Origin of the sequence: Ferruginibacter sp., from assembly GCF_031391665.1 — a bacterium.
Lineage (GTDB): Bacteria > Bacteroidota > Bacteroidia > Chitinophagales > Chitinophagaceae > Ferruginibacter.
On sequence record NZ_JANMUN010000021.1, the window covers coordinates 1 to 24,321 of the forward strand.

The 24,321-nt window shown below is 35.8% G+C and carries 23 protein-coding genes; 16 read left to right on the top strand and 7 right to left on the bottom strand.

Annotated elements, in window-relative coordinates; translation table 11 throughout:
• The 3 genes from ACY651_RS01695 to ACY651_RS01705 form a co-directional block, all read left to right on the top strand.
• On the top strand, positions 1 to 398 hold a 398-nt coding region (locus ACY651_RS01695; RefSeq protein ID WP_462249065.1), incomplete at its 5' end, for a DUF4256 domain-containing protein.
• Between the two features lie 132 nt (positions 399 to 530).
• On the top strand, positions 531 to 956 hold the full coding sequence (locus ACY651_RS01700; RefSeq protein WP_462249067.1) for a DUF1801 domain-containing protein: 426 nt from the start codon (positions 531 to 533) through the stop codon (positions 954 to 956).
• Positions 957 to 1,012: 56 nt separating this feature from the next.
• A complete protein-coding gene (locus tag ACY651_RS01705) occupies positions 1,013 to 1,588 on the top strand; it encodes a YdeI/OmpD-associated family protein (RefSeq protein WP_462249069.1) in 576 nt (191 codons plus the stop codon).
• Between the two features lie 63 nt (positions 1,589 to 1,651).
• Here ACY651_RS01705 and ACY651_RS01710 read toward each other — a convergent pair whose 3' ends face one another.
• Positions 1,652 to 2,509, bottom strand: a complete 858-nt coding sequence (locus tag ACY651_RS01710) for a helix-turn-helix domain-containing protein (RefSeq protein ID WP_462249071.1) — start codon at positions 2,507 to 2,509, stop codon at positions 1,652 to 1,654.
• A 146-nt stretch (positions 2,510 to 2,655) separates the two neighbouring features.
• Between ACY651_RS01710 and ACY651_RS01715 the strand changes: the two genes are divergently transcribed.
• From ACY651_RS01715 to ACY651_RS01740, 6 genes are all read left to right on the top strand, one after another.
• Complete coding sequence (locus ACY651_RS01715) at positions 2,656 to 3,741, top strand: WD40/YVTN/BNR-like repeat-containing protein (RefSeq protein ID WP_462249073.1); 1,086 nt, start codon at positions 2,656 to 2,658, stop codon at positions 3,739 to 3,741.
• A 101-nt stretch (positions 3,742 to 3,842) separates the two neighbouring features.
• A complete protein-coding gene (locus tag ACY651_RS01720) occupies positions 3,843 to 4,526 on the top strand; it encodes a hypothetical protein (RefSeq protein ID WP_462249075.1) in 684 nt (227 codons plus the stop codon).
• Between the two features lie 149 nt (positions 4,527 to 4,675).
• Positions 4,676 to 4,834 carry a hypothetical protein gene (locus ACY651_RS01725; protein WP_462249077.1) on the top strand — a complete coding sequence of 53 codons (159 nt, stop codon included), beginning with the start codon at positions 4,676 to 4,678 and terminating at the stop codon, positions 4,832 to 4,834.
• Positions 4,835 to 4,866: 32 nt separating this feature from the next.
• On the top strand, positions 4,867 to 5,283 hold the full coding sequence (locus tag ACY651_RS01730) for a c-type cytochrome (RefSeq protein WP_462249079.1): 417 nt from the start codon (positions 4,867 to 4,869) through the stop codon (positions 5,281 to 5,283).
• 156 nt (positions 5,284 to 5,439) lie between these two features.
• The gene (locus ACY651_RS01735; protein WP_462249081.1) at positions 5,440 to 5,898 is read left to right on the top strand and encodes a hypothetical protein; all 459 of its coding nucleotides are present in this window, start codon (positions 5,440 to 5,442) and stop codon (positions 5,896 to 5,898) included.
• A 62-nt stretch (positions 5,899 to 5,960) separates the two neighbouring features.
• The gene (locus ACY651_RS01740; RefSeq protein ID WP_462249083.1) at positions 5,961 to 7,544 is read left to right on the top strand and encodes a T9SS type A sorting domain-containing protein; all 1,584 of its coding nucleotides are present in this window, start codon (positions 5,961 to 5,963) and stop codon (positions 7,542 to 7,544) included.
• A 398-nt stretch (positions 7,545 to 7,942) separates the two neighbouring features.
• On the opposite strand, the gene ACY651_RS01745 is transcribed toward ACY651_RS01740, so the two are convergent.
• On the bottom strand, positions 7,943 to 10,219 hold the full coding sequence (locus ACY651_RS01745) for an FUSC family protein (protein ID WP_462249085.1): 2,277 nt from the start codon (positions 10,217 to 10,219) through the stop codon (positions 7,943 to 7,945).
• 102 nt (positions 10,220 to 10,321) lie between these two features.
• Complete coding sequence (locus ACY651_RS01750; RefSeq protein ID WP_462249087.1) at positions 10,322 to 11,113, bottom strand: DUF3667 domain-containing protein; 792 nt, start codon at positions 11,111 to 11,113, stop codon at positions 10,322 to 10,324.
• A gap of 314 nt (positions 11,114 to 11,427) precedes the next feature.
• Here ACY651_RS01750 and ACY651_RS01755 point away from each other — a divergent pair, with 314 nt between their 5' ends.
• Positions 11,428 to 12,537 (top strand): Gfo/Idh/MocA family oxidoreductase, encoded by a 1,110-nt coding sequence (locus tag ACY651_RS01755; protein WP_462249089.1) that lies wholly within the window; start codon positions 11,428 to 11,430, stop codon positions 12,535 to 12,537.
• Between the two features lie 105 nt (positions 12,538 to 12,642).
• On the opposite strand, the gene ACY651_RS01760 is transcribed toward ACY651_RS01755, so the two are convergent.
• Positions 12,643 to 13,347, bottom strand: a complete 705-nt coding sequence (locus tag ACY651_RS01760) for a hypothetical protein (RefSeq protein ID WP_462249091.1) — start codon at positions 13,345 to 13,347, stop codon at positions 12,643 to 12,645.
• A gap of 177 nt (positions 13,348 to 13,524) precedes the next feature.
• On the opposite strand from ACY651_RS01760, the gene ACY651_RS01765 reads away from it, so the two are divergent.
• Complete coding sequence (locus tag ACY651_RS01765; RefSeq protein WP_462249093.1) at positions 13,525 to 14,538, top strand: cellulase family glycosylhydrolase; 1,014 nt, start codon at positions 13,525 to 13,527, stop codon at positions 14,536 to 14,538.
• A 12-nt stretch (positions 14,539 to 14,550) separates the two neighbouring features.
• Here the strand turns inward: ACY651_RS01765 and ACY651_RS01770 are convergent, their stop codons facing one another.
• The 3 genes from ACY651_RS01770 to ACY651_RS01780 form a co-directional block, all read right to left on the bottom strand.
• Positions 14,551 to 16,194: a L,D-transpeptidase family protein gene (locus ACY651_RS01770; RefSeq protein ID WP_462249095.1), complete on the bottom strand. Its 1,644-nt coding sequence runs from the start codon at positions 16,192 to 16,194 to the stop codon at positions 14,551 to 14,553.
• Between the two features lie 108 nt (positions 16,195 to 16,302).
• Positions 16,303 to 17,064 carry an anti-sigma factor domain-containing protein gene (locus ACY651_RS01775; protein WP_462249097.1) on the bottom strand — a complete coding sequence of 254 codons (762 nt, stop codon included), beginning with the start codon at positions 17,062 to 17,064 and terminating at the stop codon, positions 16,303 to 16,305.
• Positions 17,064 to 17,609 carry an RNA polymerase sigma factor gene (locus ACY651_RS01780; RefSeq protein WP_462249099.1) on the bottom strand — a complete coding sequence of 182 codons (546 nt, stop codon included), beginning with the start codon at positions 17,607 to 17,609 and terminating at the stop codon, positions 17,064 to 17,066. The genes ACY651_RS01775 and ACY651_RS01780 overlap by 1 nt, the downstream gene beginning before the upstream one ends.
• Before the next feature lie 124 nt (positions 17,610 to 17,733).
• Here ACY651_RS01780 and ACY651_RS01785 point away from each other — a divergent pair, with 124 nt between their 5' ends.
• From ACY651_RS01785 to ACY651_RS01805, 5 genes are all read left to right on the top strand, one after another.
• Complete coding sequence (locus ACY651_RS01785) at positions 17,734 to 18,150, top strand: DM13 domain-containing protein (protein WP_462249101.1); 417 nt, start codon at positions 17,734 to 17,736, stop codon at positions 18,148 to 18,150.
• A 185-nt stretch (positions 18,151 to 18,335) separates the two neighbouring features.
• Entirely contained in the window at positions 18,336 to 18,500 is a 165-nt protein-coding gene (locus ACY651_RS01790; protein ID WP_462249103.1) for a hypothetical protein, read from the top strand.
• A gap of 235 nt (positions 18,501 to 18,735) precedes the next feature.
• Positions 18,736 to 19,470: a lactonase family protein gene (locus tag ACY651_RS01795; RefSeq protein WP_462249105.1), complete on the top strand. Its 735-nt coding sequence runs from the start codon at positions 18,736 to 18,738 to the stop codon at positions 19,468 to 19,470.
• Positions 19,471 to 19,814: 344 nt separating this feature from the next.
• The gene (locus ACY651_RS01800) at positions 19,815 to 20,678 is read left to right on the top strand and encodes a hypothetical protein (RefSeq protein WP_462249107.1); all 864 of its coding nucleotides are present in this window, start codon (positions 19,815 to 19,817) and stop codon (positions 20,676 to 20,678) included.
• A complete protein-coding gene (locus tag ACY651_RS01805; protein ID WP_462249109.1) occupies positions 20,675 to 24,313 on the top strand; it encodes a metallophosphoesterase in 3,639 nt (1,212 codons plus the stop codon). Before ACY651_RS01800 ends, ACY651_RS01805 begins: the two co-directional genes overlap by 4 nt.
• Positions 24,314 to 24,321 lie beyond the last annotated feature (8 nt).

Consider the following 24,321-nt stretch of genomic DNA (forward strand, 5'->3'; position numbering starts at 1 on the left):
GTGAACCGGATGTTGTTGACTATGATAAAAAAACAGGCGTGTATATTTTTTATGATTGTGCTGCAGAAAGTCCTAAAGGCCGCAGAAGTATTTGCTACGATCATGAAGCGCTGGAAAAAAGAAAAGAAAATAAACCGGAAAACAGTGCTGTTGAAATGGCGGCAGAAATGGGCATTGAACTTTTACCAGAAGAACAATATCGGTACTTGCAATCCCTTCAAAAGGCGGGAGAAAATTTTGATACGAAAACATCAAGCTGGATAAAAACACCTGCTGCAATTAGAAAATTGGGCGGCGCTCTTTTTTGTGATTACCGCTATGGGAATGTTTTTGTTTATCACAACGGAGCAGAATCTTATTATGCTGCCAGGGGCTTTCGTGGATGTTTAAGAGTATAAGTTTTATACGCTGTTGTTTTTCGTTTTACACCCACCAAGATTTTTAAAAAGCGGAAAACTTTTGGTATTTGCAAAAGATTGGCTGAAATTCAAGTGAGTATTAAATCAATATCAAACAAACAATAATTTCAAATGGCAGAAAAAAAATCAAAACTGGCTGTAATAAAAACAAAACCAACTACTGCAAGCGCAGAAGATTTTATCAATAATCTTCCAAATGAACAAAAACGCAAAGACAGTTTTGTGCTTTTAGAAATGATGAAAAAAGCAACTGGTGAAGCACCTGTATTATGGAGCAACTCCATCATCGGTTTTGGCATTAAAAGATATAAAAGCCCCACCAGTGGCAGAGAAGTAGATTGGCTGCGTATAGGTTTTGCACCCCGTAAAACAAATTTGTCTGTATATATTAGCGTTGGTATTAAAGAACACGAAGCTGCACTAAAAAAACTGGGCAAACATAAAACTGGTGTTGGTTGCCTTTACATAAATAAGCTGGAGGATATAGATATAAAAGTGCTGAGAGAAATGATAACTGCATCTGCAAATAAAAAGTAAAATGCTTTTGGGAATGAGTTATTCCCTGGAAGATTTAGCATCAAAAACTAAATAACATGAATCCTAAAGTTGATTTTTATTTTAATAAAGCCGTGTGGCAAAAAGAACTGGAACAATTGAGAAATATCGTTCTTGGCTGTGGCCTTACCGAAGAATTGAAGTGGGGTTGCCCTTGTTATTCGTTTGAGAAAAGCAACATTGTTTTAATACATGTGTTTAAAGAATATTGTGCGGTGTTGTTTTTTAAAGGTGCGTTGCTAAATGATACCAGTGGAATACTTATTCAACAAACGAAGAATGTGCAGGCAGCCCGCCAGATGAGGTTTATCAATGTAAAGGAAATTGTGAAACTGAAATCTATTTTGAAAGCTTATATTTTTGAAGCCATTGAAGTAGAAAGAGCAGGTTTAAAAGTGCCGCTTAAGAAGACTGCTGAGTTTTCGATGCCTGAAGAATTTAAGAATAAATTTAATAAAAACGCTGCCCTTAAAACTGCCTTTTATGCATTAACCCCGGGGCGCCAAAGAGGATACCTGCTGCATTTTGCTGCACCCAAACAATCCAAAACCAGGGAGTCGAGAATTGAAAAATGTATGCCGCAAATTTTTGACGGAAAGGGGTTAAATGATTAGTGTGATAATGTTTTTATACAACCGTTTAATATGCTCACTCACCGCTTGATTTTTACTTGATAGCTATTCAACCATAAATTTATAACCTCTGCCATGTATGTTAATGATTTTTATGGAATCATCTTCGCTTAATTTCTTACGTAATTTAGATACCAGCACATCCACATTTCTGCTTATCACAACAATGCCTTCATCTTCCCAAATTTCTTTCATCAGCTTTTCTCTTTCTACAATTTGATTAATATTTTCTGCAAAAATTTTTAATGCCTTTGTTTCTTTTTCTGAAAGTGTACTATTTTTATTTTCAAAGCTGAGAAGGTTATTTTCTGCATAAAATCTAAAATTCCCTAACTGTATATAGTTATTATCATCAACAATTGGCTCCAGCTTTTCTTTTTTCCAAAATTTATCTTTTACATAATAACCAGCAAAACCCAAAGGAATAAGTAACAGCAACAATAAAGCAGCATTAAACTTATTGGTTTTTAAAAACTCAATGTTAATTAAATAACAACCTTCCTCAAGTGTACGGCCACGGCAAGGTGTTAAATTGTCTGTTTTGCCACTTATCTCAAAAGCAAAAATTGTTTCCTTTTGCTTACAATCTCTCACATTTACAATATAATCTTTTGGTAAAAGATTTTTTTGAAGCTGCCGTTGAACTAAGTTGATTAATGTATCAGATATAAAACTAAAGTTGTTTTGAAAGGAAATCTGGTAAGTAGTTTCATTTAATTTTTTAACCGGCAGCACTCTTGAAGTAGAATCTTTAGCTGTAAGCAAAAGCTGGTGACCAATATTACGTAATACAATTTCCAAATGATTCTCGGGGATTTCATTTTTCTTATTGATAAATGCAACACCAGAAATCAAAACAATAATTATCAAAATTGAAGAACCAAACAGAATATAAGGCTTCATGTGTGCAAAATAATCTATTAAATCTCAGTTTTCGGTAGTTTTACAAACGTTTTACATATCGTTTACAATTTTTTACTACTAAAAAGCTTCCCGATAGTTGGCGCACAATACCTTTATTGTATAATTTCATCAAATAAAGTATAGCCATGAAAATCTATAAACTTGCTTTTTTTCTCATTTTTCAATCCTTTGTTGCCTGTAATCAGACAGTAGAATTTTCAGCGTCAACTTATGATCTGGTCAGTGAGCAAAAACAAAAAAGCGTTCATTCAGGGAATGCAAACATCGTTTTTAAATCTACAGATGGCGGACAAACCTGGCAGGACATTAGTAAAGGGCTGCCCGAAAATTTGCGGATAGATAGTATCCGGGGAAGGGGAGATAGCATCTTTGCAAATGAAAAAGGGCTGTTTTTAAAGGTTGGAAGCGAACTCTATCACAGTACAGCAAATGCCACAGCTCCTTTTTGGACCAAAGCGATTTTCCCTGGCAGCCTGCCCCGCTACTTCGGGGAAAATAGCAGCATTGCCCCCGGTAAGTCCGGGATATTTGCCTGCAATTACTGGGGTGCAAATCTGAAAAAAACAAACGGAACGAGTGTATGGTCGCCGATATTCGAAATTTTTCAGAGACCAGGAATACGCACCACTTTTGAGACTGCCGGAGGTACCATTTTCATCGGCACCGACAGAGGCTTTTTTAAAACTGATAACAATGGAAAAACCTGGAAACATGTCCATACCGGGGCCCTGGTAGGGCATTTGGCAGAGTCGGATGGCGTACTGGTGGCGATCAGTATGAGAAGGATAATAAGATCGACCGATAATGGCGAAAACTGGGCGGTGGTTACCAGTGAGGATAGCGTGGCTTGGGATGTAAAACAGATCAAAGGTGGATTCGCTGCTATCACTGCTAGTTCAGAGTCGGGTACCAGGAGTTTAATGACATCCTACGACGCCGGTAAAACCTGGCAGCCCATGGATGCCGGCAACAAGGTTTTCATTGATTCAATATGGCGGACCTGGGATGATCGCCCTCGTGTACAAGTCTTCGGGACTTCAATTACCCAGGTTGGTGAAAACTTCTTTTGTACTCATCCTCACGGCATTTTCAAATCATCCGACAAGGGAAAAACATGGAAATTATTACTTTCTTCTATAGACGGTAAAGTCTTCAATTTATTTGGTTCAGGCAACGTGATCTATGCCATACCCAGCAAGGGTGGATGTTGAAAACTCAGATTAACATTCATGGATTTCATGTCTGCCCGTGAAGAATCGAATTTTCAAGAGATATAGAGCAAGACCCCGTGGAGACGCAAAAAAATAAAACGATGAAAAAAAATATAATGATACTGATGATGGTGACAAAAGGATTTTTTTGCTCCGGGCAAAACAGTACAGACTCCATTTATGTAGGAACAGATTCCGTTTATGTAGGACCTTTGGATTCAAAAAATGGCCAAAGTCATAAGCCATCGACTAAGCGTAATGAAAATATTTTTAATACTAGATATGAGTATACTGAGTCTAACGGCGCACGACTGATAATACAAAACAGCTTTCCAAAAAGTGGAATAAACTACATTGATCCCAATGGTAAGAAATATGTTTATGCTGTATTTTGGACTCAAATAATCAATGAAACATTTGATCCTCTTGAATTGACAATTGATTTTCCTTTAGATTCATTTGAGATTACTTCTTCATCGGGCAACTATATGAGATTACTTCTTCCTTCCGATACAATGACAATTGATAAAGAGCCTTTGTATGATTATGGTCTGACAATAAAATCTTTTTTAGATAATAATCGTTATAAATCGCCTTCGTTGAAAAGAACTATTAATCCAAAAGGTTCAAGTACTTTTTATGTCGTAACCCTCTGTAATCATGGAGTAGATGGTACAATACGAGCAGGACTTAGCTTAAAAGAGCAAAATTTATTTTATAGAGTTAACGATAAAGAAATTCATTGTGGAAAGATTAATTTAAAAAATTTGAGGCTATGGAAATAAACAGAAAGCCAGCACACAATCAATGTGTTTAAGAAATAGCGGGGTTCGAAGATAACAAAGGAAACATCTGGAGTTACTGGTGCAGTAAATCCTAATGGGGTGGGGCCTGGACATTTTGCCGTTATGATCAAAAGTCCTTGTACAATAAAATGCCCACTGTAACAGAAATTAAGTCAGGAGGAAGAATGGGGATATTGGAAGCTAACGATGGAAGTATTTGGTTTGAATCTGGAGGTGGCGTGAATCGTTATGATGGAAAGACCTTTACGGACTTTAAAAGTAAGGCTAACTTTTTAATTACAAAATAAAAAAGCACTTTATCATTTTTAAATTATTATTTATGGCTCATAACCAAAAAACTATAACTCTTATAACGCTTGTATCACTTGCCGTAATGGCTACGGCCGCTACTTTTACCAATGGTAAAAAATATAAGAACCTGAAAGTGCTTCCACAAGATATAACTGAATGGAAACTCGACAGTATTATGGGCGCCTATTCAAAGGCACTCAATGTTTCGTGTGATTTTTGCCATGTGGCACCAAAAAAAGATACATTTAGCATTTCTGCTGTAAACAATCAACTGGATTTTTCTTTAGATAATGAGATGAAAGAAAATGCCCGTAGAATGATGCGGATGACAATTGAGATAAATAAAAATTATTTTTATTTTGACAGTATTGTAAAACCTGAATATCTGCATGTGGTAAGCTGTAATACATGCCATCGGGGCAATCCTTTTCCTATTAATGAGTAACAGGTTTATACAGATAAAATTGTATGTCTTTTTTGCTGCCGTGCCAGTGTGTTACTTTAAAAAATAAACTTTTTTTACACATGCATACTAACTGCTCCTAATCTGCGTTTGCAAAGGGTACATTTATCCATTATCTAATAAGCCAAATTTAGGACTATGAAAAAGCCTGCTTTCTATGCATTGCTGCTGCTATTATCTTTTTTTGCAGTAACAGGATTTTCTCAAAACAATAATGACTCCAAGCCAAAGCAATTCAATAATTTTCCTGCTGTTATCAATTGTTCGGAAGCTGTATTAAACAGCATTTTTAATGCATCACCCGGCCAAAACATCAGCCTTTCTTTTTCAGATAATTTTTTATTTTCCGGCGACGTAACCAGTAATTTGGTTAAATACCAAAATTTGCAAACTGCTGTGGTTAAATCCGCTGGTTTAAATAATACCATTTTTAGTGTATCAAAAATTATTAATAAAGATAAGAGTGTGAGTTACCTGGGCCGCATTATTAATAAAAATTATTTTGACGGGTACGAGTTAAAAAAAAATGCTGCAGGCAATTATCAGTTGATAAAAATTGAAAAAGAAAATGTAATTCAGGTTTGCAGCCAGCTTTAATTACTGCAACTAAAATTTACCAATACTTAAAATATCTATGTTTTTCCCTAAATCCAAAACGTATGAAAAAACTTTTTACCTTTTTAATACTTACGACAGCATTATTGTTTTCATTTAAAGCTTTTAGTGTTCCCAAACTAAACAGCCTGCCCGGTGCAGAAGCAACAATCTTTCTTGATTTTGATGGCCATTATGTACAGAGCTCTCTTTGGAATGGGGGAGATGCGTTTTACTGTGCCGCCTCAGGCATGGATGATTCGCAAATTACAGAGGCATTTAACCGTGTGGCAGAAGATTACCGGCCATTTGAAATTAATATTACCACCGATTCATCAGTATTTGAAAGTGTGCCGTTAAACAGGCGGATAAGAATAATTATTACTACTACCAGTGCCTGGTACCCGGGAGTTGGCGGTGTGGCATGGATAGGTTCATTTAACTGGGGCGATGATACACCTGCTTTTGTTTTCAGCGACCGGTTGGGGCCATACAGTCCTAAAATGGTAGGGGAGTGCTGTTCACACGAAAGCGGCCATACCGTGGGGTTATCTCATCAATCTAAATATGGTACAGATTGTAATACACCTGTTGAAACTTACAACAGCGGCATTGGAAGCGGACAAACAGGCTGGGCGCCAATAATGGGCAACAGTTATAATAAAAATATGAGTAACTGGAATAATGGCCCAACGCCTTACGGTTGTACTACTATACAGGATAATCTTTCCATTATTACCAATCAAAATGCAATTGTTTACAGGGCAGATGATTATGCAGATACATTGAATACCGGCACTTATACTTTGCCTAACTTAAATTTTAATATAGCAGGAGTAATAAGTAATAATGCCGATAAAGATGCTTTTAAATTTACATTATTGCAAGGCTCCAATGTTTATTTAACTGCGGTACCTTTTAATGTTGGTGATAATTATATTGGCGCCAACCTTGATGTTAAAATTGAATTATACAGTTCGCCAACTGATTTAATTGGCACCTACGATCCGGTAACTATGAGTGTTACTATAGATACTTTTTTAAATGCAGGTACTTATTATATTAAGATTGACGGAACAGGTAATACAAATATTGGTGAGTATGGAAGTTTAGGTTCTTATACTTTAAATGGTGTTACGGGTGCTTTGGCCATTCATGCTGTAAACCTGGTGGGTAAAACAGATAATAATAAACATAACCTCAGCTGGCACATTACAGCTGATGAGGCCATTAAAAAAATTGAAATAGAAATTTCTGATGACGGAATAAATTTTACTGGCTTAACCACAGCAAGTCCTGTTACAAATAAATTTTCGTATCAGCCTTACAAAACTAATATGGTGTATTACCGGCTAAAGGTTACCTCGGTAATTGATCAAACCGGTTATTCAAATATCATTGGTTTAAAAACTACTGGTAACAGCGGCAAACTTTTTAATGTATCAACCCTTATTAAAAACGAACTTTTAATAAATGCTGCAGAAAATTATCAATACCAGATAATTGATGCCAGTGGAAAAACTATTGCTGCCGGTAATGGAATAAAGGGTATTAATCGTATAAATGTTTCAAACCAACCGGCTGGTATGTATATTGTTCAGCTTTTTAATAACTCTCAAAGGCAAACAGAAAGAATAATAAAACTATAAAACGGTTTTATTTTACTCAATAAAGTTTTCTGGTTGTTATACAAATCCGACATTTAAAATATACTGTCAACCTGAGCTTGTCGAAGGCGGGTTAACTCGTGCACCCGGTTTCGACAAGCTGCTAATGACACAATATGCAAGGTACTTCATTCAAATTATTTGGCTGTCAGCTTGAGCTTGTCGAAAGCGGGTTTAAAGAAGCACATCGGCTTCGACAAGCTCAGCCTGACACTCTAATGGAATCGAAATTTTGTCATTTGCAAAGAGCTTAAAAAAATTTTTATCAGTCCCTCAACCTGATATTTTTTTACCCGGCAGATTAAACGTCTAATTAGTATTACTCAGTATTTATTTTCTTTCTGTATGTTGGCAATACATCTTTATCGTATTGAAAAATATTATTCCTCCATCCACTGCATACTGGTTTTCTTTATATCGGTAGCAATGTTGTCGATAAAATTAAACTGATCGGCAATGGGTTTAAATTGGGTGAGCTGTTTTTGTGTATCACTTTCCAGTATGCCCTGTTGTAATTCTTTACGCCTTGCCAATAATAATTGTTGCAGGCGCTGCTGAATATTATTATGCTGTGTTTCAGGTGCAACAACATCGGCGGGCAATTCAATAATTATTTTTTCTGCATCTTCCAGCCGGCTTTTGGTGTTGTAAATAAGCGATGCAAAATCTTGCGATGCAAATTTTTGCGATAGCGGTTTTACATAATAAGCAAGCGTGGCTATATGCGATGTAAGCATGTGGTTCAGCACTACAAATTGATGGAGTTGCTCACTATTTTTTTGTTTACTTTTTGGTTCGGCAAGCATACGGGTAAAGGCATCGGAAAGATTTGCCAATGCCACAAAAGCATTTTTACGGCTTACTTTATAAATGGTATTGGTAACAGGGTTGCCTGTAAAAGCACCTGCGATTGCAGTAAAATAATTTTTGTTACTTCTTACTGCCTCCAGCATGTAATTGCCAATTTGCGACTGCTCCCATGCCGGTAATAAAATAAGATTGGCTAAAAAAGCAATGCCAGATCCTATCGCTGTGTCGGTTACCCTGTCTGTAATAATAGTTTGAAAACTTGCATTGCTGAGAAAATGAAAGAGCAGTATAATATAGGGTGTCATAAAAATTACACTGATCATATAGTTTGTTCGCATTAAACTGTAAGTGCCAATCATCAGCGCCAGCATTATAATAAAAATTACCTGGTTATCTTTAATAAAATATAAAATCATCATACCAATTGCTGCACCAATTATGGTTCCAATAAGCCTTTCGTAATTTCTTTTTTTGGTAAGACTGTAAGTGGGTTTTAAAATTACAATTATGGTAAGCAATATCCAGTAGCTGTGGCCCAATGGTAAAAATTGTGCAATAATAAAACCTAAAAGTGTGGCTAAACTTATTCTTACCGCATGCCTGAAATTATTAGAGGTAAATGAAAGATTGTCCTGAAAAAGTTTCCAATCAATTTGCTGGTGCGTAATAAATTTATCATAGTCACCAGTGCTTACCATTTTTTTTGTTAACTCTTTGTCGTATGCTGTATATAAATGCAATGTATGAATGCGGCTGGCAATATCGCTGATGCTGTTAAGTATGTGCCTCATACTGATGAAGCCATCAACATTTTCGGCAGTACGTTTGTTATCCCGGTAAGTATTAAAATAATTTTTTGTGTTGTCGATATGGGATGCAAGTATACCGGTTTCTTCAGATGCATTTCCGCTTTTTACGGCAATGCCAATTTCATCCAGTTCAGCAGCCAGCTCCAGTATAAGCTGGCGGTACTGTTCCAGTATATCATCATCCTTAAATGTATCATGCAGTGCTTTGTAATCATGGTAAGATGTCATTGTTCTTTCAAACAGATCAACAATATCTGTAAACATCAGCAGTAAAGTTCTGCCGGTAACGGTAGATTCTTTTGTAATGGCACGGCTTTTAAAAAGTAATTCTCTTACAAGATTTTGTTCGGTATGCAGCACAATTTGCTGCTCCATCATTTGCTTATAAATTTTATCATAATCAACATCTTTTTTATAAAAAGAAGCCCTCACCCGCAGGTAATCAGCAGTGGCCATAATACAATCGCCTAATGCCTGCTGCGCCAGTTTATAAGGCCTAAAATTATACAGCAACAAACTTAACAGCATATACCAAACTGCACCAGCAAGTATATATCCTGCATTTATAATTACATCAGACGGCGTAAGATGATCATTAATATTAAGCACCATTATTAATAGAGCAGAAACTCCAACTGAGTTAGCTCTAGTACCATATACGGCAATCATAGAAAATAAAAAACAGGCCAGCAATATTACTATACCAAGTATTATATGATGCGGCGCAGCAAGGCCAGTAAATATTGCCATTAGTGTATTAATAATAATGCAGGCCAGCATACCATTTTTGCGATGGTGTATTGGGCCGGGTGTATCGGCTATGCTCACACTCATTGCGCCAAGAGAAACAACAACACCAACAGACAATAAATTAAAATAATTGAGAATTAGCGCAGGTAATACAATACCGGCAGTAATGCGTACGCCATCACTTAAGTAATGGCTGCTGATAAAACTTTTATACTCTTTTATATAATCCATTGGCTCAGTATGCCTGCTGGCAGCTGCAAATATACTTTCTAATAGCCTGAAGGACACCGGTAAAATTTACCATGTTACAAATTTTAAAATTCCGGACATGTAGTAATTCAAAGTAAAGCATTGGTATGAGGTAGAAATATTAGAAATAATATTTGAAGTTTAATTTGTACTTATTCTTATTCCATACATATTAAATATACCAAGCCCATTAAAATTTCGCAATACTGCCCATATTACAAACATGGCTATTGCTATTTGTATAATGCAAAAACCTATACCCGTTAATATACTGCTAAGCCAGGGGTTTGGGTTTATTTTTTTATGAAAATTGTAATTGGTATAGGCAAAAAATAAAATTAAAAGAAAAGCATACAGTAAATTTTCATCTAAATCTGTATAAACTTTAAATACAGCCGTTATAAAATAGTTTATGGATAATACCACAATGTCGAATAGGCTTTTTACAGACATCATTATCATAGCTAAAACGGTGTACTCGCTGTACCTTAAACTCTTTTTGGAGTAATTAAAAACCCATATTACAAAACCAAGTAAAGGTATTGTTACAAAAGATAATAATTTGCTGTAAATATTAAAAATATGTCCGTATTCATTATTCTCATGAAATATAGTTTCTTTAATGGCCAGTTCTTTGCTTTCTATAAATGCTGCAATTGCAGTTGCTACTACAAAAAAAGTGAAAAGGTTATAATACTTTTTCCTTTTGCCTTCAACAATATATTCATAAGCAACCTGGCCGGGATTAAGTAATAATTTTTTTACTAAAACTAAAAAGCCTTTATCTGTATGAGTAAAAGCATGAAAGGCTTCTTGAAAAATATGTTTAAAAGTAAATGCTGTTACAGTATTTTTTTGTCCGCACTCAGTGCAGAAGTTTCCTTTATAATTATGGTGGCAATTTTTGCAGGTGTGAATCATTAGTCTATTCATTTATAATAAAACAAAATTATGGGTTTTAAAAATACGATAGGAGTAGCCGTAAAAATAATACCAATTAGACATTGAATCTATCCGATTAAAAAAATGTCAGGTTGAGCCTGTCGAAACCGGTGCGGTGGCCAACACGCCTTCGACAAGCTCAGGCTGACAGTATTCTTTCAATGTCTAATTGGTATAACTTTCTAATTACTACCATTCATAAAAATCAGTGTACACAGTTTAATATGTTTTATACATTTGTGCTGATACCTTCGAAATAATTATATCCTTTTTAATTTTCTGCAGTCACCAAAAAATTATACTTCATGAAAAATTTAACCCGCCGTTCTTTCTTACAGAATTTAGGTATTGCTGCCGGTTCGGCCACTGTAGCTGCAACATTGCCATCTTTTATTTGTAACACAAAAATGTATGATGGCAAAAAATTAAATATCGCATTATGCGGCCTGGGCCGTTATGCAGGTTACTTGGCAGAAGGGTTGCAAGAGACACAGTTTTGCAAACTTGCCGGTATTGTAACCGGCACACCATCTAAAGCTGTTGAATGGAAGAAGAAATATAATATACCGGATAAAAATATTTACAACTATAAAAACTTAGACGAGATAATAAATAATAAAGACATTGATCTGGTGTACGTGGTGCTGCCTAATGCCATGCATAAAGAGTTTACCATAAGAGCTGCAAAAGCAGGCAAACATATTATTGTAGAAAAGCCGATGGCCATTACTGAAAGTGATTGTAAAGAAATGATTACTGCCTGTAAAAATGCCGGTGTACAGTTAGCCGTTGGTTACCGTTTGCATTACGAACCCTACAACATGGAAATGAAAAGACTGGGGCAGGAAAAAGTTTTTGGACAGGTACGTTTAATTGAAGCATCGCTGGGTTATAAAAGCGGCGACCCCAGCGAATGGCGTTTGAATAAAGCATTGGCAGGCGGCGGCCCTTTAATGAATTTAGGTGTGTATTGTGTGCAAAGCAACCGTTATGTTTTAGGTGAAGAACCCATTTCGGTAACGGCACAATTTGGCCCTGTTACCAATAAAAAATTATTTGCAGAAGTGGAGGAGTCTATCACCTGGCAATTAGTTTTTCCGGGTGGTGCTGTTGGAACTTCTACGAGTACATACAATTGCAGTATTGACAGATTTTTTGCATCAGCAGAAAATGGATTTTTTGAATTGAGCCCTGCAATAAGTTACGGTCCGTTTAAAGGACGAACCAGTAATGGGGAATTAAATTTTCCTGTTACTAATCAACAGGCTGTACAATGCGACGAAATTGCAAAAGTAATATTGGCCAACAAACAATTGCCCGAACATATAAGTGGCGAAGAGGGTAGGAAAGATATGAAAATATTACAGGCTATTTATGAGGCTGCAAGAACGGGAAGAAAAATTTCATTGGTGTAATGGCTTTTTTCTCTCTGTATAATCTGTTTTATAAAAGTGATAGAATTTATAAATTGAATATATTCAAACTGGAGTATGCGAATAGTAAAAGCAGGATAATAATTTTTAATTGTATTCCGGTTCAATTTTAAACACAGTTAATTCTACCTGGGTTTTATTTTTATTATAACTTTCATAAATTTTCTTGCAAGTTGCACAGGCTTCAAAAATATACTTAAACGAAGGCATACAGTAAATTACATAAATAGTCTTTCTTGTTTTATTTGCATGATTAAAAATGTTTTCTGCAACTTTTTCCATTGTAACACTGCCAAATGGGTTGAAAAGGTAAATTACATTTACAGCGCTTGGTATATTGTACTCCACAGCATCGGCATACTCTACATTGTATTCAGTTTGGTTTACAGCCTGATAAATTTTGCTGCAATTTAAAGTAGCTTTTTCCAATGCAGTTTTATTTAGATCTATGCCGTTAACCTGCTTAAATTTTAGCAGCATTCCAAAATTTAAAACCATGCCATTGCCGCAGCCAATATCCAGCAACACTATTTCTTTATAAGTTAATGGCAAACATTTAAGCCCTTCTTTTAAAGTATAAAAAGAAGAGGGCTGGTTTTCGTGGGCATCTTTACCGACAGAAGCAACTATGGCGGGTTCGTTTTGGGCTGCACTAGCGTTGTAGGTAACACCTTTCATCTTTAACCGCAAACGGATATAATGATCGTATAGTTTTGAAACTACAAAAGTGCTGATACCCACATTTTGTATGTGGCTGTAAAGGTGAAAGTATTTTTTTTGCAGTGAAGTCATGATAGCTGTAAATGAATTTGGCTTAAAAAGTCATTCACAATTTAGGAATTTTAATCAGTATTGCTACCTGTGTATAACCCGATTTATTTAAAATTAATTTAATTCTTTTTAGGGTGACAAAATTCCGGCACACATCCGAAATTTAAATACTAATATTACATTTCATTTTTAATGAGCATGAATTTTTCTTCAATTACTTTACTGCTAGCCATAGTATTATACTCCTGTAAAAAAAAACAGTATGCGGCGGAACCTGAAAATTATACGACCGAATATTCCATTGTTGGTGATAAAATATTTAATTACAAAAACCCTTTGCAATTAATTGGCGCCAACGCCTTGCATGTATTTAGCGCAGGCAGCAGCGATATGAATAGCTGGAATATTGATATTGCAAGAGAGTTTGTAGGTAATGTAAAAGAATCTCCAGTAACAGGAAATGTTTTGTTAGATGGAACAGGAGCTTATTTGCATCCCCTGCAATCTGTAGTGGACAGTAACCGAAAAAATAAAAGAGTTACAATTATTTGCCCTTTTAGATGGGATGGACTTGCACCTACAGATTTTACCGGCAAAATGCCCAGGCAAACATTTTGGTGGAATGATCTGAAAATTAAATTGCAGCAATGGGCTATTCATTTTAAAGATCAACCAGATGTATGGATAGAACTTTGGAATGAGCCTTACCGTTACGACAGGGCAGATGGTTACACCGATGATATTTGGCTGAGTGACATGAACGAACTTACTGCAATTATCCGCAACAGTGGTAACAAAAATATTATTGCAGTGCCCTGTGCTGAGCAGGGCCAAGACGAAAGTGTTTTAATTAATAAAGGCGCAGCATTTTTAAAAGATAAAAGCAATATTATTTTTGATATACATGCTTATGAAAAATGGCTTTTAGTTCCAGCTGTGCAAATGGGTAACCGGTTACAACTGCTGCAACAAAATAATTTGCCGGTAATTTTTGGAGAAACAGCACCGCTAAATGCCGGAGTGCTTATGGATAAAAAACCATTCTTAGACAGTTTATACAACCGTGGGCTTTCAGTGTGTGCCTGGGTTTGGAAAAATGATGGTAATGATACTGATGCATTATTAGATGCACAGGGTTTACCCAACGATAAAAGTAATAACCAATGGGGAAGCACTTATAAAGCACTTTGTTTAAAAGCTAGAAAACCATAATTAAAACCTGTTTTAAATTCTTGTAAACATTTTTTCAATCACTGCTTTATCATGTCCGTAAATATCATCTGCAAAATGCAATAATCCATTTTCATCAACCCATGCGGTGTAGTAAGTAATTAATACAGGCACAGGGGCTTTTACTTTTACATACTTTTCTTTACCGCTGTTCATTGCAGAGTCAATCTTTTCAGATGGCCATTGTGCATCATCTTTTAAAAGATAATTTGCCATTTTTACAGGGTCGCTTAATCTAATACAACCATGGCTGTATGCTCTCTTATCTTTATCAAATAAACTTTTTGCAGGCGTATCATGAAAATAAATATTAAAACTGTTGGGGAATAAGAACTTTACTTTTCCTAATGAATTATCATCGCCGGGTAGTTGTCTTATCACCGGTAAACCGCCTTCATTACCTGTAATTTCCATGTGGTGCGATGCCAGGTAATTAGGGTTGCGTTCCATTGCCGGCAGAATTTCTTTTTTTACAATACTTTCTGGTAAATTCCAGTAAGGGCTAAACACTACCTGGTTTAAGTTTCCGGTAAACATCATGGTGTTGTGGCCTTCTTTCCCCACCACCACATTCATGTCAAAAACTTTTTGCGGTCCGTCTTTAACGTGTAAAATAAATTCTGGAATATTTACTACAATCATTTTGCCTTTGGGTTCATTAATCATCCACTGCATGCGGCCCATATTAATCAATAACTGCTGTATTCGGTTTACTACGGGCACATTCAAATCTTTTATTTGCCCGTCGGTTAATACACCAGTGGGGGTGTAACCAAATCTTTGTTGAAAATTTTTTATACCTGCTGCAATCACATCATCAAATACAGGTGTGGTATCTGCGGCCATATCACCAGTTATCTGCAGGCGTTTTTTTAAAATAGTAACATCTGGTGATGAAATGCCTTTTTTAAGTTGTTTTGCAGCAGTTGTTATTTGCGGCCATCCGCCCTGTTTAGCAATTGCATAATAGGTTTCTAATTTTTCTTTTAATAATTTGTAACTATTATTTATATCCTCATAATATTTATTGTCTTTGTGTTTTTTCGACAGCAACGAATCGGTAAGTAATAAAGCATCCTCTTTTTTCCTTGGTATAAAACGTTCCATTTCTTTACGCTTTACAAAACCATCTTCAATATTATTTAAAGTGTATAAAATAAAATGCTGAGTAAGCTTAAGCTCCGTAGTAATAATATTTTTGTCTAACGGAGAAACTGTAAAGCCATCTTCTTCTGCTGTAAAGCCATCCATTTTGGTTTGCAGGCTTTTATCTTTTAATGCAGAATCGTTGGCATAAGTGATTTGATAATTATGCATGTTCCAAAAACCACGGGCTTGTTCAGTCAGGCCATTGTTGGTGAACCAGGCCAGTTGATAGTTTCGGGCATTATAAAAACTGGTCATCCTGCGGATGATCTTGTTTTCAACTTTATTATCTGTAAAAAATTTTACCAGTACAGCACTGTCAAAAAAAAGATTATTATAGGCATTAGCTGGAGTTATGCTTAAATCTCTTTTGGTGATTTTTTTTTCAGCGTCCTGACTTTCTTCTTCTTGTGCGGAATTGGTAGCGCTGTTGGAGTTACAGGAAATAAATAATACAAAAAATAGTACGGGGATTAACAAATTCTTTATCATGCAAGGGCTAATACAAATGCTGTGCCTTAAAACGGCTTATTATTTGATTGCCGGATTTTACACCTCAAAATGGTGCAATTAAAAAAGTATAAAAGATTTTTTAGAGAATTATATTTTACCATAAAGATAAGTCTGCTCTTCGGTAGGAGTGCTGGCACCAGCTGCATTTTCCAGAGTAACTTTAAAAGCAGTAGCACCTTCAGGTACATTTTGTATTTCAATAAAGCGGCCCCTTATTTCATCATTTAACATACCAACATTTACAGGTTTATCATTTACCATTGCCCAAAGCTGGTATTTTCTTTCCGGAGATGATGGCACTAAATGATGGATCATAATATATGCTTTACCAGTTTTTTTATCCCAAAACATGGTGCAGCGGCAAATGCTGTGTGACGCTACGCCATACATAGCAACGGGTGTTATAGCAGGATTTTTTAAGATAGCATAATCTGTTTCGGGCAGAGAGTTATTCTTTTTTATTTCATTTAACGCCAACTCCTGCTCCTTAGTTTTTTTAAATAAAGTATAATTGAAAATACTGCTGGCTGCAAACAATAAAATAGCTGCTGCGGCTACCGGCCTAAGCCAGCTTATCTTTTTTACAGCAGTTTGGTGCGTATTAATATTAATAACCGGTGTTTGCAATGCTTTAAGAGATTGTAAAATTCTTTCATCAGCAATGCTGCCCGGTGCAGTTGCATTTTTTAATAAGTTATTTTCAAATGCAGTTTCAAACTGCAGCACTGCTTTATTTAATTCAGGATATTTAAGGCGCAGTAATTCCATTTCCGCTTTTTCTTCGGGTGAACAAATGCCCATCACATATATTTCAATAACGCCTGATGCTATGTAGTTATTAATATCCATTATACAAATTGTTTGCGTAATTCTATCAACGCATTTCTTAATCTTGTTTTTACAGTGCCAACCGGCACATTTAAAATTTTTGAAATTTCTTCATGGGTAAAGCCATTAAAATAAGAAAGCTCTACAACATTTTTATAATCTTCACGCAGCTGATGCACTTGTTTTCTTAAACCTATCTGGTTAATGTTTAAAACAGCATTCTCTTTTTCATCCACATAAGTAACGTAATTGTCGAATGAATCGTTTTTTTGCTGTGATTTATAATTTTTACTTCGGGTAGTATTTATGGCGCAATTACGGGTTACGTTAAAAAGCCACGTAAAAAGCCGTCCTTTAGCTGCATCATACTTATCAATATTTTTCCAGGCAGTAATAAATGCTTCCTGTAAAACATCTTCTGCAATTTCCCGGTCAGGTATTATCTGCAGTATAACAGTAAATAATGCTCCCTTATAATTTTGGTATAAATATTCAAATGCATCTTTATCATGACTTTTTAGGGCATCTGTTAAAGCATCTTCAGTATATGTTTTTAGTTGGGCCAAAAAAATAAATAATAATAGTTGATTATAAAAGTAAACGTAATGCCTCTTTAAAAAAAATATATTTAAAAAACCAAGAGGGTTTTAATTGTGTAACTGTTGGTGTAACTATTTTAAAAATTTAATCATGACCAAACTATTAAGCTTTCTATCAGCTATTATTTTACTGCTGGCCTCCTGTAAAAAAAATAATACCCCTGCTGTTTTAAACGATCCTTTACCTGAAGCAGGTACAACAATTGTTGCCGGTAATTTTATTTCCAGTGTACACGCCAGCAGTGGTACAGTAAAAGTTACAAAGGATGCTGCTAATAAAATTTACCTGGTTTTCGAAAATTTTAAAACGGATAATGGGCCGGATTTAAGAATTTGGCTTTCGCCCAATAACAATGGCAATCCCTACCAGGAAGTTGGCTTATTAAAAGCGGTATCGGGTAATTTTTCTTATCAGCTTGACGCATCATTTAACTATACAACCAATAACCGTGTGCTGATATGGTGTAAACAATTTTCTGTTTTATTTGGATATGCTGTGCTGCAATAAGCAATAATTTTTTAACGTTTTTTTTCTGCATCATTCTATAATTTATTTTCGGCTTAATACCCGGGTGGCAGTGCAATGCCTGTATTAAATTTTAATGATAACTGGTTATAAACTTCTTTAATTAAAGCATATCCCTGCTGTATGAAAATGTAACATCAATTTTTTACAATCAAAAATCAACAATTATGAAACATTTAAAACAAATTGCAGTATTTGGAGTAACACTATTTTCGCTTGTTGCTTGTCAAAAAGAGAAAAATAATTTGTCTCTAAGTAAAGATGGTACAAGTGAAGAGCTGTCACTTAATACAAACCACAGAAATGATGATGAAGAGGAAGGGGGGAGGTAAACACGTATGTACATTAAGCAACCAAACCTCAGGCAATGCAGTGCTGGATTATAAAAGAGCAGTAAATGGTACTTTAATATTTAATACGGCCTATCCAACTGGTGGTTCAGGCACAGGAGGAGGGTAGGGAAATCAGGGAGCAGTAATTTTAGCAGAAGGCGAAGATGATAATATACTTTTAGCAGTAAACCCAGGCAGTAACAGTATTTCATCTTTTAAAATAACAGGTAATGGTTTGCAGTTAAAGTCAACCGTTAGTTCAGGTGGAGTAAGACCAGTGAGTATTACACAGCATGATGATATTGTGTATGTGCTTAACGCAGGTGGCAGCGGAAATATATCTGGATTTAAATTGAGGGAGAACAATAAATTAACAGCCATTCCTAATTCAACAAGGCCATTAAGTTCCACTGCTTCAGGTGCTGCACAAATTTCTTTTGTAAGAGAAGGAAAAGTTGTAGTAATCACAGAAAAGGCTACCAATAAAATTATTACTTACACTGTAAATGAATGGGGCATTCCCGGTGCAATACATTCTATCAATTCTGCTAACCCTACTCCGTTTGGTTTTGCTGTGGGTAATAACGGTAATATTTTTGTTTCCGAAGCTGTTGGGGGAGCCGCTGGTGCAAGTACACTTTCATCTTACCATATATATAATAATGAAACAATATCTTTGGCGGCGGGCCCGGTTGGCGCTAACCATAGTACTGCATGCTGGGTGGTAATAACCAATAACAGCAAATATGCTTATACTACAAATACTGCAAGCAATAATCTTTCAGCATTTAATGTAAATGCAGGTACAGGAAGTATAACTGTAAATACCGCAATTGCAGCCACAACAGGCATGGGTCTAATTGACGCTGCATTAAGTAATAATTCTAAATATTTATACATCCTAAACTCGGGCAGTCATACTGTTGGTGTATATGCTGTGGCAAATAATGGAGGCTTATCAGCTGTGTAAACTGTAACTGGTTTGCCGGCAGGAGCAACCGGCGTTGCTGCAAAATAATATTTTTAAATTTAATTTTAAACTACCGTTTAATTTATAGCGGTAGCTTTTTAGTTTATATAACTGGCTATTTTACAGTAATAAAATTGCTATGTTATAAAAATGCAATTTTTAGCCCCTTCCCAATTTATAACTTAAAAGTGAGAAAAATATTCCCCACTCTTTCACAACTTGTGTATAAACTAACACCTATTTAAATTACAAATTCTCTTCTATTCTTTCCAATTGGATGTGCCAGTTAGTAATCAATTGCTTTGGCATACGCTTTGGCTTACATGCTATGTAATTTTTAATATATGATACTATGCCGGCAATTTATTTGTGCTGTTATATTTTGTTGTTTCACTTTATCCTGCAACACCAATACAAACAAACTACCATTATCAAACTCCCCCAGGTACGACCTTCTTAATCCCGTAATTATAAAACTGCCAGATGCTTTAGCCGAAATTTCTGGAATTGTTTATTATCCAAAAGATACTGCTGTATTTGCAATTGAAGATGAAGATGGTATTTTTTATAAAATTAGCCTTAACAGAAAGGACGAGATAAAAAAATGGCGTTTCGATAAGAAGCATGATTTTGAAGATATTGTTTTGCTGGACAGTGTTTTTTATATATTAATAAGCAATGGTAATATTGAAACGCTGCAGTTTGATGCAGGCGACAGCATTGTGACCACCAAAGCGCAATTTCCGGAAGGCAGTAAAAAAGTAAACGAATTTGAATCATTGTATTACGATGATAGTTTGAGGCAATTGGTGTTGCTGTGCAAAAATTGCGATGGTGAAGTGAAAAATCAAACAACCGCATGGGGTTACAGTATTGCCGAAAAAATTTACACCCCTGGTGTGCTTACAATAAACTTAGAGTCATCGTTGCAAAAGCTTGGGCTGGAAAAAATAAAACTGCGTCCATCTGCCACCGCTTTAAATCCGGTAACAAACGAGATTTACATTTTGGCTTCAATAAATAATTTATTAATTGTTACTGACAGGCAGGGAAACGTTAAGGAACACTACGCTCTGGATCCTGCAATATATAAACAGCCCGAAGGAATTGCATTTACACCGGCAGGCGATATGCTTATTTCAAACGAATGGCACGAAACTGGCTTAGCAACTATTTTGGTTATTAAAAATAAAATGAAGGGTTTATGAAAAAATTCGGGATAATTTTTTATTGTTTGTTTATTATAAATGCCATTGCTTTTGCACAAGATAGTTTGCAGGCAAGGATAATATTAATAGGCGATGCCGGCCAGCTTACCAATGGCAGGCATCCGGTTGTGGCTGCAGTAAAAAATAATATTCCTATAAATGAAAAAACTACCATTATTTTTTTAGGTGATAATTTATATAAAACCGGGTTGCCCGATAATAGTTTACCCACGTACGAGGTTGCAAAAGCACCGCTGGATTCTCAAATACAAATTGCTGGAACAAGTAAAGCAAAAGTATATTTTGTACCCGGTAATCATGACTGGGCAAATGGCGGAACTAATGGTTACGAATCAATTTTAAGGGTGCAGAATTATATTGATTATTTAAGTAACTCTAATGTAACCATGTTTCCCCGTGATGGTTGCCCGGGACCGGTAGATGTAAAAATTACCGACGATATTACATTGGTAATGATGGATAGCCAGTGGTGGCTGCATGAAAATGAAAAGCCGGGAGTGGAGTCTGACTGCCCGTATAAAACTAAGGCGGAAATTTTAGTGCAGTTAGATGATATACTTTCAAAAAATTCGCAAAAGCTGGTGATACTTGCCATGCACCATCCCCTTAAAAGTTACAGTGTGCACGGCGGCTATTTTACTTTTAAACAGCATATTTTTCCTTTTACCGATGCAATACCAAACTTATATCTCCCATTGCCTGTTATTGGCTCTGCATACCCGTTAACACGAGCTGTGTTTGGTACTGCACAGGATTTGAAGCATCCTTTGTATCAAACTATGATAAATGAAATTGAAGCGGTTGTAAAAGGCCACCCTAATGTTATTTTTGCTTCGGGCCACGATCATTCTTTACAAATGATACAGGACAGCGGTTATAATTATATTGTAAGCGGCAGCGGCAGTAAAAACTCCAGGGTTTCTAAAGGTAAAAATAGTTTGTATGCTTCACCCGAAGCAGGTTTTTTTACATTAGAAATCTCGAAAAAGAAAAATGTACAGGCAAGTATTTATGTAGTTGATGGCGATTCGGTAAAGATGGATTACACCAGCCGTATTCTTGATTTTTCTAAAATACCTATACCCGTACCAGATACCACCCGCCAGGCAGAATATAAATTTAAAGACAGTGTGGTGATATCTGCAAGCGATAAGTATAAGGCCAAATTTGGTTTTAGAAAAACTTTTTTAGGCTCTAACTACCGTAAAGTATGGAGCGTACCAATTGCACTTAAAGAATTTAATATCCGTAAAGAAAAAGGCGGACTTACAATAAAAAGTTTAGGTGGTGGTAAACAAACAAAATCGTTGCGGCTTACCGATAAAGACGGCAACGAATGGACATTAAGAACAGTAGATAAAGATCCGGAAAAAGCCTTGCCGTCTAATTTAAGGGGTACGCTTGCGCAGGGAATTGTACAGGATATGATTTCAGCCAGCAGCCCTTATGCCCCACTGGTAGTACCGGATTTGGCCCGGGCAGTTGGAGTTATTACACCCGATCCTCAATTCTTTTTTGTACCTGATGATCCGGCTTTTGGCCAATACAGAAACCTGTTTGCCAATACTGTGGTTATGCTGGAAAACCGGGATCCCCGAAAGGATTTTACAGATACAAAAAGTACGGGGAAAGTAGTTAATACCATGCTGGAAGATAATGAACACCATATTGACCAGGAGAAAGTGTTGAATGCAAGATTACTGGATATGCTGATTGGAGATTTTGACCGCCATGCCGACCAGTGGAAATGGGGAACTGCGGATACAGGTGCCGGAAAGTTATATTATCCTATACCCAAAGACAGGGACCAGGCATTTTTTAATTCCAACGGATTGCTCTTAAAATATTTGTCAAGAAAACAAATGCCTTTTTTGCAGGGATTTAAATCAAATATCAGGGATATAAACGGGTTAAATTTTGTTGCAAGGGATTTTGACCGTTTCTTTTTAAATAATCTTGATGAAGAAGCCTGGAAAAAAATTACTGCAGATTTTCAGCAGAAGCTTACCAACGAAGTGATACAAAAAGCGGTAACAAAGTTTCCTGCGCCAGTTGCAGCACTGGATGGAAAAAAAGTTGCAGATAAATTAATTAGCCGCAGAGATATTTTACTGGACAGGGCAATGAAATATTATGCCTTTATATCGAGAGAAGTTTCGGTGACAGGCAGCAACAAACCAGAATATTTTCACATTAAAAAACATGCCAATGGCATACAGCTAACAGTATATAAAAAAGTAAATAACACCGATTCAGCCTCTGTAATGTACAACCGTGTTTTTGATGAAAAAGTTACAAAGGAATTAAGGTTATATGGATTAAACGGAGAAGATAAATTTGAAATTGATGCAGATGTTTCATCAAAAATATTATTGCGTATAATTGGAGGTAAAGGAAATGATACTTTTAATTTAAAGGGGAACATGAAGAATTTTGTTTATGATCTCTCTAATGAAAAAAATGCCGGCATTAATCTTCGCCGAACAAATAAAGAATTCTCTTCCGATCCTTCTATTAACGAATATAAAAGTACAGGCTATCAATATACCAGAACCAGGTTTCCACAAATTAATTTAGGGTACAATGTAGAAGATAAATTTTTAGTTGGTATTGGTTTTTCAAGAAGAACTTATGGATTTAGAAAAGATCCTTTTGCAACTGATCAAAGGCTTGTAACCCTTTATGCACCACATGAAGGCGCTTACCAAATAAGATATGACGGGGTTTTTAATAAAGTTATTTCTAAACAAGATTTAGTTATTCATTCGGCACTGGTAAACCCCACCTTAAATAATTTTTTTGGTTTCGGAAACGAATCGGTTTATGATAAAAGCAAACCGCTGCAATATTACCGGGTGAGGTATAAATATTTTGAAACTGACGTGCTGATAAGAAAAAGGTATAACGATATTTTTCAGTTTTCTATCGGACCAAGTTATTATCATTACTGGAGCAATTACACCGATAATGATAAACGTATATTGGGTAACCCGTCTGTTATCGGCAGCGATTCGGCAAGTATTTATGGAACTAAACATTTTTTAGGTGGTAAAGCAAAATTGGATATCAGTTATATTAACAACGAATTATTTCCCACACGTGGCATTACCTGGTTTACTGAATTTACAACTTTACGTGGCTTTAACGATAACACACATGCGCTTACAAAATTAACGTCGGATATGACGATATATGCAAGTATAAAAGACCCGGGAAGTGTAGCCGCAGTTTTACGTTTTGGCGGGGGGCATATTTTCAGTAAGCATTACGAATATTTTCAGGCATTAAATATTGGTGCAAATAATATACTCAGGGGCTATCGTAAAAACAGGTTCTCCGGTTCATCTATTGCTTATGCCAGTGCCGAGTTAAGATTGAAATTATTTAAATCACAATCTTATTTACTTCCGGGTAATGTAGGCGTTATGGGCTTTTATGATTTAGGAAAAGTGTGGCAAAGAGGGGAGACTTCTAAAAAATGGCATGGGGCTTATGGTGGCGGTTTATATTATGTTCCTTACAGTTTGGTAATGATATCTGCTACAATGGGATTTTCGCCTGAGGATAAACTGTTTAATTTTTCACTGGGTACAAAATTTAAACTTGTTTTTTAAAAAATTAA

Excerpts from the sequence above, each read along its gene's own strand:
- ACY651_RS01700 (WP_462249067.1), top strand. The coding sequence starts at position 531 with ATGGCAGAAAAAAAATCAAAACTGGCTGTAATAAAAACAAAACCAACT.
- ACY651_RS01705 (WP_462249069.1), top strand. The coding sequence starts at position 1,013 with ATGAATCCTAAAGTTGATTTTTATTTTAATAAAGCCGTGTGGCAAAAA.
- ACY651_RS01710 (WP_462249071.1), bottom strand. The coding sequence starts at position 2,509 with ATGAAGCCTTATATTCTGTTTGGTTCTTCAATTTTGATAATTATTGTT.
- ACY651_RS01715 (WP_462249073.1), top strand. The coding sequence starts at position 2,656 with ATGAAAATCTATAAACTTGCTTTTTTTCTCATTTTTCAATCCTTTGTT.
- ACY651_RS01720 (WP_462249075.1), top strand. The coding sequence starts at position 3,843 with ATGAAAAAAAATATAATGATACTGATGATGGTGACAAAAGGATTTTTT.
- ACY651_RS01725 (WP_462249077.1), top strand. The coding sequence starts at position 4,676 with ATGCCCACTGTAACAGAAATTAAGTCAGGAGGAAGAATGGGGATATTG.
- ACY651_RS01730 (WP_462249079.1), top strand. The coding sequence starts at position 4,867 with ATGGCTCATAACCAAAAAACTATAACTCTTATAACGCTTGTATCACTT.
- ACY651_RS01735 (WP_462249081.1), top strand. The coding sequence starts at position 5,440 with ATGAAAAAGCCTGCTTTCTATGCATTGCTGCTGCTATTATCTTTTTTT.
- ACY651_RS01740 (WP_462249083.1), top strand. The coding sequence starts at position 5,961 with ATGAAAAAACTTTTTACCTTTTTAATACTTACGACAGCATTATTGTTT.
- ACY651_RS01750 (WP_462249087.1), bottom strand. The coding sequence starts at position 11,113 with ATGAATAGACTAATGATTCACACCTGCAAAAATTGCCACCATAATTAT.
- ACY651_RS01755 (WP_462249089.1), top strand. The coding sequence starts at position 11,428 with ATGAAAAATTTAACCCGCCGTTCTTTCTTACAGAATTTAGGTATTGCT.
- ACY651_RS01760 (WP_462249091.1), bottom strand. The coding sequence starts at position 13,347 with ATGACTTCACTGCAAAAAAAATACTTTCACCTTTACAGCCACATACAA.
- ACY651_RS01765 (WP_462249093.1), top strand. The coding sequence starts at position 13,525 with ATGAATTTTTCTTCAATTACTTTACTGCTAGCCATAGTATTATACTCC.
- ACY651_RS01770 (WP_462249095.1), bottom strand. The coding sequence starts at position 16,194 with ATGATAAAGAATTTGTTAATCCCCGTACTATTTTTTGTATTATTTATT.
- ACY651_RS01775 (WP_462249097.1), bottom strand. The coding sequence starts at position 17,064 with ATGGATATTAATAACTACATAGCATCAGGCGTTATTGAAATATATGTG.
- ACY651_RS01785 (WP_462249101.1), top strand. The coding sequence starts at position 17,734 with ATGACCAAACTATTAAGCTTTCTATCAGCTATTATTTTACTGCTGGCC.
- ACY651_RS01790 (WP_462249103.1), top strand. The coding sequence starts at position 18,336 with ATGAAACATTTAAAACAAATTGCAGTATTTGGAGTAACACTATTTTCG.
- ACY651_RS01800 (WP_462249107.1), top strand. The coding sequence starts at position 19,815 with ATGATACTATGCCGGCAATTTATTTGTGCTGTTATATTTTGTTGTTTC.
- ACY651_RS01805 (WP_462249109.1), top strand. The coding sequence starts at position 20,675 with ATGAAAAAATTCGGGATAATTTTTTATTGTTTGTTTATTATAAATGCC.